This is a genomic window from Sphingobacterium sp. (assembly GCF_039596235.1).
Classification (GTDB): domain Bacteria; phylum Bacteroidota; class Bacteroidia; order Sphingobacteriales; family Sphingobacteriaceae; genus Sphingobacterium.
Window position 1 is genome coordinate 1 of sequence record NZ_JBCNKE010000013.1, and the last position, 11549, is coordinate 11549.

The following is an 11549-nucleotide window of genomic DNA, read 5'->3' on the forward strand; positions in this document are numbered from 1 at the left end:
AGATTGTTAACAAACTTCCAAGCCTTTTGTTCTTATTTATTTCATTTTTCCGCTAACTGGCTGTACCCTTGGGGGATTGTTTTTGTGAAACGGGATCCCGCACGGGGTCCGGTGGGCTCCGGCGGGGCACGGTGGCGGCAAAGGGTGTACGGTGACGGCAAAGGGTGTGCGGTAAGGCCAAAAAAGGCCGGTCAGCATAGGACCGCTACGGATCTGCGCTGAAGGTTGGCGCTGGCCCCGCGGTGAAAATTACGGTAAGGCCAGGGGAATTACTCCCGGCAGCGCCAAAAGGCCGGTTATGTAGGGAGATGTGGCGGGCACCCAGGCGAACGGTTGGGCTGGCCGCGCAGCAGAAAGTATGGCAAGGTCAAGGGATTTAATTCCGCAGCGCCAAAAGGCCGGTTATGTAGGGATATGGGGCAGGCATCGGCGCGAACGGTTGGGGTATCAAACAATAGATAAAGGCGGACAGCCCAGGAGTATACTAATCTCGGCAGAAAACAGGTACCAATAGGCCGGGTCAGCGTGCTTACAGAGTAACTATTTGGTTAGGGTTTAGTTAGGGTTTAGTTAAGGTTTGTTTAGGTATAGTTTAGGTATAGTTTAGGTAAAAGCTAATGAATACCTAATTAAATCCTATCTTAAATCTAAACTATCACTAAGTTATTGGTTAAGTTGTATATAAGCAGGTGATACCATGGTCAAAAGCGGATAGCGTACAAGTGGGGAAATGGGTTTTGACTTTTGTGTCCGGCCCGAAGGGTCAGCCTATTAGCTTACCTCTCCCCGATGCAGGATGCACAACGGCAGGAGGGGAACTGAAAAAACAATGAAAAGCGTTCAAATGTATACAACTCGCCCGGAACGGGGCTATTAAAGTGGAAAGCCAAAAATTACGAATCAAAAAACGGGAAAAATCAGACCGTGTATTTTCACATAAAAAAATCCCAGTGGCGAAGAATAGACCGAATAATTGTTTTTATAGGAAGTGCAATTATATTGTATATCAAAAGCAATTTATCTAAGTTTGGATAATAAGGAATATTTAATCGCTGTAAACAGTTTTGAACGAACTTTTCAAGATATATCAAGTCGATGCGAAAGAAGCACTGCGCATCCAAGAGTCGAAAAATGAAATCCATCAACATGATTTCGAAGAACTGATTATTGGCGTCAAGGGACAATTAGAACATTTCATCGATTTTAAGTCGAAAACATATCAGGCTCCTTTCGTCAGTTTTGTCGCGCAGGGCAAAAACCACCGGGTAACCCCTCTCCTTCTGGATCAAGAGATCGACTTTTGGGTGCTCCGGTTTAAAAGCGAATTCATTCCCGAAACCACATTCCAGCTCTATGCGCATTTTCATGAAAATTCGACATTAACTTTTTTCCAGCCGCCCTGTTTTTCCAGATTGGTCATCCTCTGCCAAATGATACAACAGGAAACACAACAGGCCATAGTTGATTATGCCGTAATCAAGCAATTGTTGAGTACAATTTTTATTATGATCGAGTCAGAACGAAAAAAACAATTTCCGGATACGCAACAACAATTGAAAAACCAAAGTACGACGTTCAGCAGCTTTCTATCTATATTGGAAGAGAATTACCGACGACCGGAAGGTGTAAACTATTACGCGGAAAAACTTTTTATGTCCGCACGCAATTTAAATCTGATTTGTCAAAGTATACTACAACAGAGCGTATCGGAAATCATTGAAACAAGAAAGCTGACCGAAGCCAAAAATCTGTTGCTAACAACAAATAAGACCATTTCAGAAATCGGCTTTGAATTAGGCTATCAGGAAAAATCTTATTTCACCAACGTTTTCAAAAAGAAAGCCGGCATGACCCCATCTGAATTTAGAAATGAAATGCAGAAGCTCATTTCCGAATAATACAACAGATCGACTAAAAAACAATACCTCCTCTCACCCGACTCTACTTAATTTTGTAATAACAAGTAACGCTATTAGAAATATTCAAATGCGTAGAAAGGATTTTATAAAAATGATGGCAACATTCCCCTTATCAAGCTTAGCCAGTCCCGCAAGTTCATTACGTAAATTGTCTACTGAACTTACGGCAACAGATAAATTTCCAGTTCTTTTTTTAGGGCACGGCAGCCCCATGAATGCCATTGAAGAAAATGAATTTGTGCAAGGATTCAGAAAAATAGGACAAACATTCGAAAAACCGAAAGCAATCCTGGTTATCTCCGCGCATTGGGAGACACGTGGAACATTTGTTACCGCCATGGAGCATCCGGCTACCATCCATGACTTTGGAGGTTTCCCCCAGGCTCTGTTTGACGTACAATATCCTGCCCCCGGAAGTCCTTCTTTAGCACACGAAACACAGCGTATTATTACCAAAACCGAGGTACATCTTGACGATAAATGGGGATTGGATCACGGTTCATGGTCTGTTGTCAAACATTTATATCCAAATGCTGACGTGCCCATTATTCAGATGAGTATCGACTATACCCAACCGGCTTCCTATCATTACGAAATTGCACAGCAGCTGGCTGAACTACGCAAAAAAGGCGTCCTCATTATCGGAAGTGGAAATATGGTTCATAATCTCCGAATGGTGGCCTGGGACAAACTCAATACAACAGGATATGCTTACGAGTGGGCAACCGTTGCCAATGATAAGATGAAAAAGTTTATCCTGGATGGCAACCATCAGGCGCTAATTGATTTCAGAAAGCAGGGAAAAGAGTTTGATCTGGCTATCCCTACCCCAGAACACTATCTCCCTTTAATCTATACATTGGCTTTACAGGAAAAAAATGAAGATATATTGTTGTTCAATGACAATGCTGTAGCGGGTTCCCTCACCATGACCTCTTTAAAAATAGGTTAATGAAAAATACGGTAATGTCATAGAAACCCTTCTTCACAATTCAAGCAAATAATGTAGCGCAAGGCCCAAGGGATGATTTCGTAGAGATGCTTTGATAGCAGCAGCAAGATCGGTACATTTGTTTTACAGAAAGCATAATAGCTTAACTTACATCATGGCAACAAAACCCGTTATCGAAATCGAATACTGTCCAAAATGCAATTGGATGTTGCGCGCGGCCTATATGTCGCAGGAAATCCTCAGCTCGTTTACCGAAGAGATCCATGGCGTCCTGCTTATTCCGAGTGAAATTTCCGGCCGTTATACCATACGCATAGATGGGGAAGAAATCTTTGATCGAAAGAGAGCTGGCAGGTTTCCAGAGATCAAAGAGCTTAAGCAATTGATCCGTGATATCGTTGCACCCTCAAAATCATTAGGACATTCGGACAAAACATCATAACATTTGTTCACTATAGCATAAATCGGATTTTATAGACTTCTTCTTCTTAGCAACTTTGTATAAACAAAATGACAGATCATGACTATTCAACAAGAAGTAGATTTTCAACGTATCGCCAAGGCTATACATTTTTTACAGGAAAATTTTAGAACTCAACCCACCTTAGGGCAGATCGCTTCCCATGTCTATATGAGTGAAGCTCATTTCCAACGCATGTTTACGGCCTGGGCAGGTACAAGCCCAAAGAAATTTCTGCAATATATCAGTTTAAATCACGCCAAATCATTATTGAAGAAAAACAATATTGCAGAAACCACATTTCAATTGGGACTTTCAAGTAGCAGTAGGTTGCACGAACTTTTTATCAATATCGAAGGAATGACTCCTGCTGAGTACAAGAACGAAGGCGCCAACCTGCTCATTTCATATGATTACTACGATACACTTTTTGGCCCTATTATCATCGCTTCCACCGCCAAAGGTATCTGTCATATTGCATACGAAGAAGATAAAGAATCTGCATTCAAAGCACTCCAAAGGCGTTTTCCTAACGCTAAATTTATGCAGCAAAGACACGTTATGCACGAAAATGCACTCAAAGCACTAAATCCACAGGATGGCGACATTGGTCAGGTGAAATTGCACCTCAAGGGAACGGAGTTTCAATTGAAAGTATGGGAAGCCCTGCTAAAGATCCCGATGGGTAATTTAAGTACTTACGGTTCCATCGCTTCTCAGATTGGAAATCCCAAGGCTTCGCGCGCCGTAGGTACCGCCGTCGGCAGCAATCCCATCGCATACCTGATCCCCTGCCATCGGGTTATCCAAAACAGTGGTATTTTCGGCGGCTATCGTTGGGATCCGATGCGAAAGACAGCAATGATCGGCTGGGAAAGCCTACATACCGCGATTTAAAGAAACATAACAACAAAGAATAGCATGGAACTCTTCGACAATCTTTTTGATGGGAAAAAAAACATACTCCCCTACGATGGGACGGTCAATTACTATGGTAAAATACTAGATCATACACAAGCGGATTACTATTTTGACCGATTAATGAATTCCATTGAATGGGTAAATGATCGTGCCATTATCTTTGGAAATGAAATTATCACCAAACGCAAAGTTGCTTGGTATGGTGAACAGGCTTTTGAATATAGCTATTCCAATACCACCAAAAAGGCCCTCCCCTGGACAAAAGAGCTACTCGAACTAAAAGCACTTGCCGAATTGAAAACGGAGGAAACCTATAATTCCTGCTTATTGAATTTATATCACAATGGCGATGAAGGCATGGCCTGGCATAGCGACGGAGAAAAAGATCTAAAGAAAAATGGGGCAATTGCTTCATTGAGTTTCGGCGCCGAAAGAAAATTTGCATTCAAGCACAAAACAACAAAAGAGAAGATCGATCTTATTTTGGGTAATGGTAGTCTGCTAGTCATGAAAGATCTCACCCAGACTTATTGGCTACATCGCTTGCCACCAACAAAAAAGGTTTTTATGCCACGTATCAATCTTACTTTCAGAACCATCGACAATGATAGCAAGGACAGTTAATTTTACATAGCAAATTTTTGTGGTTATCCGTCAAGTTTGAAGTTTTTGATCAAAACCGCAGGCATAAGCAGCACTGAAACCGTACGCATTAAAAACCCCACTTTATCTTATGGATGGATCCGGATCCAAGACGGTTTTATCGCCGAACAATATCAATCCCGAAATTAAAAACAACTTATGTCCATCTCCTTCCTATGGGGAGATGGACATAAATACATCGTTATTTTACAGCTTCCCAATCATTGTCTTTGGCTGTATAGTCCATAAAAACACCGCCATCCAATGTAATTTTCTTCACTTTCTTTGCGGATGACCAGCTGACTGTTGCCTGCTTTTCATGCTGTTGCCAAATTGCCGGCGTGTGATGTTTGGTTTCCACCGTGCCGTCCGTATAGGTAATCAAGACATCAAATGGAATAGCAAATCCCCCTACATTGGCGATCGAAAGCGTATTTTTATTTCCGGATTGTCTGAAACTATCCACCTTTAAATCAATATAATTATTGGTAAAATACCAATTCTTCCAAAACCAGTTTAAATTCTGACCTGCTCCTGCATTGATACTGTAAAAGAAATCCCAAGGTGTTGGATGTTTACCATGCCAAAGATCCATATAATGATGCAAAGCTTTTTTGAATACCGCATCCCCCAAATAATCCCGCAATGCGATATAGGATAAGGCGGCTTTAATATAAGCGTTATTTCCGTATCCCAGACCATTTAACTGCGAAGTCATGGTAATCAAAGGTTGATCCTCTTCTGTGGACGGATCAAAAATATATCGTTTCACACGTGAGTCTTTAAAGAGCTCCTTATTCTTTTCAGCTCCAATCTCCGCATTACCAATCCAAAACTCAAGTGCAGTAGCCCAGCCTTCGTCCATATAGCCGTATCGGGTCTCATTAATTCCCATATAAAATGGGAAATAGGTGTGCGCTATCTCATGATCTGCTGTTTGTCGTGCATCAACAAAATTATCAGGTACACTGGAATCATTGATCATCATCGGGTATTCCATATCCGCAAACCCTTGTACTGCTGTCATCGTCGGGTAAGGATAGGTCACTCCGGGCCAATTTTTGGAAAACCAGTCGATGCAATATTGCTGCCAGCCAATATACTGTTCAAAATCAGGAGTACCGGCGACGTAACTGGATTGTACACTGACGCGTTTCGTTCCTAAATCCACACTACCGGCGTCCCAAATGTAATTGTCACTCACACTGAAACAAAAATCAGGAACATAAGTCGCTTTAAACCTCCACTTGTTCCAATCCTGCTGTGCGGTCACCCGGCCTTCTTTCATCTCAGATGCTGTGGCAACATGAATAGGCACATCACTTTGCTTCGATTGCTCAAAACGTTCTAAAATCGGTTTCTGTAATACCTCTGCGGCATTCTGAAGCTCGCCTGTTGCCCATACAACAAAATTTTTAGGAACAGTAATTTCAAACTGGTAATCATTGAAACCATTATAGAACTCCTGTCTGCCGTTATGCTCCAAAACGTCCCAGCCATTGTAATCATCATATACAGATACACGTGGATAAGAATAAGCACAATAAAAAGTAGATGCATTGAGCAGGCCTTCGCGATCGCTCTCCACCGATAAAGGATATTCCCAGCTAATTTCTAAGGTAGCCACCGATCCGGGCAGGATTTTCTGTCCAAAATCAGCCAGCTTGACTGTTCCCCATTCCCCGCTGTTCACGTCATAAACCTGTCCATTGAGCTTAAAAGATTTTATGTTTAGTCCCGATGTCAGGTAGTCGTCAGAGGCATAATTCGCTCTCACGGCATTAGGTTTGTGCACATTATTCACAAATCGGATCGCCAATTGTTTTAAGGTGTCCGGGCTATTATTGGTATACAAAATTGTCTCACTTCCATGAACTGTTTTCGCAGCAGGATCCAACTGTACTTTCACATCATATTTCCCAAAGTTTTGCCAGTAATTTTTGCCCGGCACACCAGTTATGGTACGCGTACCTTTTTCAATGGCCTGCTTAATATTTCTTGGCATATAGAGTTCCTGTGCTTGTACAAAGCCAGTGATCAGCAGTAAGGCTAAACTGCAGCAATAGGTATTTTTTCTGATCATATTTCCGAATTAGATAATCAAAACTAAGATAAATTTGCGCTTACTTCCAAGTTTAATTACCGGATTCTGTTCTCCCGGCGAAAATAATCCTGACCATAGCATTTACCATAAGCTTTAGCCAATTCATGTGGACAAATGGTCCTACCACGGCTATCAGCCTATGCTACTATACATCTATTAGAGAGTTGGCTTTATCGCTTTAGAAAACATTTTAATATTTTTGACGTTTAGATTGAAGATAAACCCGAAGGTATGCAGCAATTTTTACGTCATCATAATTTATTCACTTTCTGTTTTTTCCTCCCTTGCTTCCTGCTGCTATCCAATAGGCTGGTGGCTCAATCCGAAACTGAAATTGATTCGGCCTCCTTCTATAAAAAACAACGTGATTCTATTCTGGCGAGTCAATATGATATTTCGGATCTAATTGGCCGGATTATTCACCCCAAACGCAAAAAGGAAAGATCCAGTAAACGTTCTCCGATTACCCTGATGCCAAACATTGCTTATAATCCGACGATTGGCGGACAGATAGGTATCAAGGCAGTTGCCGGAAAAGTACTCGGCGATCCCAAAACGACAACCATGTCAATTGCTGCAACATCTGCCTCCATTACCACCAAGAATATCATGGTTTTCTACATAAGCCATAATGTATTTACACCAAACAATAAGCTGAATTTTCAAGGAGCTTTTGCCTTGGTCAAAATGGTTGCGCTTGACGCTGGATTAGGCATGACCCCACAGGGAAAATGGACTAACGAGGCGGAGGAAATACTTGCTAATCCCGAACATAAAAAATATGGCGCCAAATACAATGCCTTTACTTTTAATGAAAAGGTATATAAAAAAGTTGCCGATGGCTTATTCTTAGGGGCAGGATTGGCATTCGACCTGCGCCGAAAAATAACAAGCAGTGGCCCAAATGGAAATATTACACCAAATACCATTTATACCGAAAAGCATGGTTTTGCTCCAGATAGCTACAACTCCAACGGACTCCTTGTGAATATGCAATATACCACCCGTGATAATCCCAACAGACCTTATAAGGGGATCTATTCGGATATTGGCCTGCGATGGAATACAACATTGCTTGGCAGTAGCAAAAATGCTGTCCAACTAACAACCGACTTTCGTAAATACTTTAGTTTATCGCAATCCGATCCGGCACATGTACTCGCCTTTTGGTATTGGGGCTCTTACAAACTTGGCGGTGTCCTCCCCTACTTCGACCTTCCGGGAACAGGAAGGGATGCTGCAGTAAGGACTGGCCGTGGTTATACCATTGGTTATTTCAAAGGGCTTTCTTTTGCCTATGCCGAAACAGAATACCGTTTCCCGATTTTAAAAAATCGTTTTTTAAGCGGGGCTGCATTTTTTAATCTCCAAAGTGCAAGCGATGAATTGGGAACAAAACTCTTTGAAAGATGGCAACCGGGGGGTGGTGCCGGATTACGTGTCCTATTTAACAAAGCCACCCGAACAAATCTTTGTCTGGACTATGCTATAGGAAAATATGGATCCCGTGGCTTCTTCCTTGGATTGAACGAAGCATTTTAATTTAACCTGAACCAGCAAGCGTTCTTTTCTACAAAATCATTAAATTAGCCGATATTGTGACTCTGTCTAAAATCCGTTAGATGGACTCCCCATTGAAGATAAATACATGAATTTACAGACGGCTTTTCTATCTATTTTGCTTTTGGGTTTGATATCCTGTCAGCAAATAACGCAATCTAATCCTCGGACTATTTCGACCAAAGATAGTGCGGTCAATAGTCAAAATAAACGGATCGCGGAAAGTCGCCCCACCGGAACTCCTGTACTTGATACGTCTACCTATTCGAAACCACGGACGACGGAAATAGCCAGTCAGCAACGGGAACAGTTGGTCAAATTAGCTGATGCGGGGCTCTTTGAAAAATTACATCTAAAACTAAGTGGCGATCTAGGGGAAGAACAAAAGGATTATTTTGAACAGCATGCGAATCTTCATATCCTGGCGTATGCAAAAGGAGATATTTTTGGAAATAAAGCGAATGATGTCGCATACATTGTCTATGAAACAGAAAAGCATCAGATTGAAATCCTGCTTTTTGATCAGAAAAATAAGCTTTTTAAAACGTTGTATCGGGACATACAGGTATCCAATTTACTGCGTCAATCGGATTGTTATTATGCAAATGGGACAGTAGATTACAGCATCGCAGCAGAATTAATTTATCAAGAGGATTATATACGCTCAAGTCAATCAAATTATTTGATGGACGAAAATGCATTCTCGATTGACAATATTTCAACAAATAACAGCTTCGATCTCAAACGTGGATGCTTAAGCAAGGACTTTTCAACGGATAACATGTCCAATACCTTGTGCATGCCGACGAGTTCGGTATATGCCAATTATCAATGTTTGAAATACAACAAGGCCAAGGCGGTTTTTGAACTATATTTTAGCCAGGAATTTGCAGACTAAGCCTATCTTACCATTAGCAATGAAAAAAAAACACCTAGTTGCCGCTATTTTTCTATGCGGTAAATTATATGCTCAGACAGCTGACAGTACGCACAACAGGCTTGAACAGGTCGAAATCAAAGCTTATTTTAACAAACAACCTTTACTGAGGCTTACATCATCTGGTGCCGTATTAAGTCAGGAGCGTATCCTATCCCAGCAATCTCCGAGCCTTGTCGCTGTCATGAATACGGTCCCTGGACTACATATGGAAGAACGCTCCCCGGGGAGTTATCGTTTGGCATTACGCGGCAGTATGCTCCGTTCTCCGTTTGGCGTCCGCAATGTAAAAATCTATCTGGATGACTTTCCACTTACAGATGCAGGGGGAAATACCTATCTGAATCTGATTGATCCTTACGCGATAGACCAGATCAATATTTTGAAAGGCCCTGATGGTTCTATATACGGTGCCAACTCCGGTGGCGTAATTTCACTATACAGCAAAGGTTTTAATGCCCTGGCCAAACCCGAAGTCAACGTACAGCTAACGGGAGGTTCTTATGGCTTGTTTCAGCAGCAGCTCAATGCCGTGCTTCCCATCAAGCAAACACAGCAATTGGCTATCAATCAGAGCTGGACACGCAGCGACGGTTATCGCCAACATTCAGCGCTAAACAGGAAAAACATCCAGCTGAACTATAATTGGCATTATTCCCAGCATTCTGAACTTAAATTCACGGGATTCTTTACCGACCTGGGGTATCAGACTCCCGGGGGGCTTACGACCACACAGATGGAGAGCGATCGCCGCCAATCCCGTCCCAAAGCTGGGCCGAACCCAAGTGCTGCGGAACAAAAAGCAGCAATCTACGATAAAACGATTTTTGGCGGTGTGAGCAACCAAACGAGTATTAGTTCCAAATTGACCTTGTTTGCTAATATATTCGGCTCGTCCAACCAGATCAAAAATCCCTTTATCACCAATTATGAAAAAAGGGATGAGAAAAACTTAGGAACACGACTATATTTATCCTACGTCGATCAGCTTTACAAAAACGTAAAATATGAGCTACAAATGGGTTTAGAAGCTCAAAAAGGCTGGTACGATATAGATAATTATGACAATAACCAAGGGCAGGCCGGGAATCCACAGGCCAAAGACAAACTGGAAAATAGTCAGCAGGCATTTTTTGCACGTGCCCAGTTAGCCTGGTCGGAACACCTACAAGTCGAATTATCCATGGGACTCAATGCGAATAAAATAGCCTATCAACAAGGCTATCCGATTGAACAGAAAGATAAATCGCATATCAATTTTGGCAACACCTGGATGCCGCGGGCCGCCGCCTCCTACATGCTGGCTCCAACATTCGCAGTCCGGGCTTCAATTTCAAAGGGATTTTCTGCACCAACAATTGCGGAAGTGCGCTCATCGGATAATATGATCAATGACGAACTCAGGCCAGAGATCGGTACCAACCATGAAATCGGTATACGCTGGCATCTGTGGAACCGTCGAATGATATTGGATGCGGCCGCATACAGCTACCAAATGGATAATGCCATCATCCGGCAGGTACGCGAAACTGGAGCAGAATATTTTCAGAACGCAGGAAAAATAGATCAAAAGGGAATGGAAGCGTCCGTACTACTTTATTTGATAACTCCCAAGCCGGACGGGCTAATCCGCAGCCTACAGGTTGGGAGCAATCTCTCCATCAATAATTATTCTTTTAAAAACTACCGGGTTGGGGATAAAGATTACAGTGGCAACAAACTTACTGCGGTACCAAAAACAGTATGGGTAAACAGCTTAAATGTTCTTTTCCCCTATGAGCTTCGTTTGGACCTGCTTTCCAATTTAACCGCAGCCATACCATTGGACGATGCCAATACCGTGTTTGCAAAACGGTACCACCTTTTGCAAGGCAAAATATCCTGGAGCAAAGCGATCAGTCATAGGTACAAAGTTGGTATTTTTGCTGGTGCTGACAATCTGCTGAACCAAAAGTATAGTCTAGGCAATGACATCAATGCTTTCGGTGGCCGGTATTTCAATCCAGCTCCATTGCGAAATTACTATGGCGGCATGAATTTTAATTTTTAATCTC

Annotated in this window: 9 protein-coding genes; 8 read left to right on the top strand and 1 reads right to left on the bottom strand. The window is 42.2% G+C overall.

Annotation, left to right across the window (positions count from 1 at the left end):
* The first annotated feature begins 1064 nt into the window (after positions 1 to 1064).
* From ABDW32_RS22225 to ABDW32_RS22245, 5 genes are all read left to right on the top strand, one after another.
* Positions 1065 to 1898: a helix-turn-helix transcriptional regulator gene (locus ABDW32_RS22225; protein ID WP_343566018.1), complete on the top strand. Its 834-nt coding sequence runs from the start codon at positions 1065 to 1067 to the stop codon at positions 1896 to 1898.
* 88 nt (positions 1899 to 1986) lie between these two features.
* The gene (gene ygiD / locus ABDW32_RS22230) at positions 1987 to 2871 is read left to right on the top strand and encodes a 4,5-DOPA dioxygenase extradiol (protein WP_343566019.1); all 885 of its coding nucleotides are present in this window, start codon (positions 1987 to 1989) and stop codon (positions 2869 to 2871) included.
* Between the two features lie 154 nt (positions 2872 to 3025).
* Entirely contained in the window at positions 3026 to 3313 is a 288-nt protein-coding gene (locus ABDW32_RS22235) for a SelT/SelW/SelH family protein (RefSeq protein WP_343566020.1), read from the top strand.
* Positions 3314 to 3391: 78 nt separating this feature from the next.
* Positions 3392 to 4228, top strand: a complete 837-nt coding sequence (locus tag ABDW32_RS22240) for a methylated-DNA--[protein]-cysteine S-methyltransferase (RefSeq protein WP_343566021.1) — start codon at positions 3392 to 3394, stop codon at positions 4226 to 4228.
* Between the two features lie 24 nt (positions 4229 to 4252).
* A complete protein-coding gene (locus ABDW32_RS22245) occupies positions 4253 to 4876 on the top strand; it encodes an alpha-ketoglutarate-dependent dioxygenase AlkB (protein WP_343566022.1) in 624 nt (207 codons plus the stop codon).
* Positions 4877 to 5096: 220 nt separating this feature from the next.
* Here the strand turns inward: ABDW32_RS22245 and ABDW32_RS22250 are convergent, their stop codons facing one another.
* Positions 5097 to 6977: a M1 family metallopeptidase gene (locus ABDW32_RS22250; RefSeq protein ID WP_343566023.1), complete on the bottom strand. Its 1881-nt coding sequence runs from the start codon at positions 6975 to 6977 to the stop codon at positions 5097 to 5099.
* Positions 6978 to 7229: 252 nt separating this feature from the next.
* On the opposite strand from ABDW32_RS22250, the gene ABDW32_RS22255 reads away from it, so the two are divergent.
* From ABDW32_RS22255 to ABDW32_RS22265, 3 genes are all read left to right on the top strand, one after another.
* On the top strand, positions 7230 to 8540 hold the full coding sequence (locus ABDW32_RS22255; protein ID WP_343566024.1) for a BamA/TamA family outer membrane protein: 1311 nt from the start codon (positions 7230 to 7232) through the stop codon (positions 8538 to 8540).
* Positions 8541 to 8646: 106 nt separating this feature from the next.
* The gene (locus tag ABDW32_RS22260; RefSeq protein WP_343566025.1) at positions 8647 to 9456 is read left to right on the top strand and encodes a hypothetical protein; all 810 of its coding nucleotides are present in this window, start codon (positions 8647 to 8649) and stop codon (positions 9454 to 9456) included.
* A gap of 19 nt (positions 9457 to 9475) precedes the next feature.
* A complete protein-coding gene (locus tag ABDW32_RS22265) occupies positions 9476 to 11545 on the top strand; it encodes a TonB-dependent receptor (RefSeq protein ID WP_343566026.1) in 2070 nt (689 codons plus the stop codon).
* Positions 11546 to 11549 lie beyond the last annotated feature (4 nt).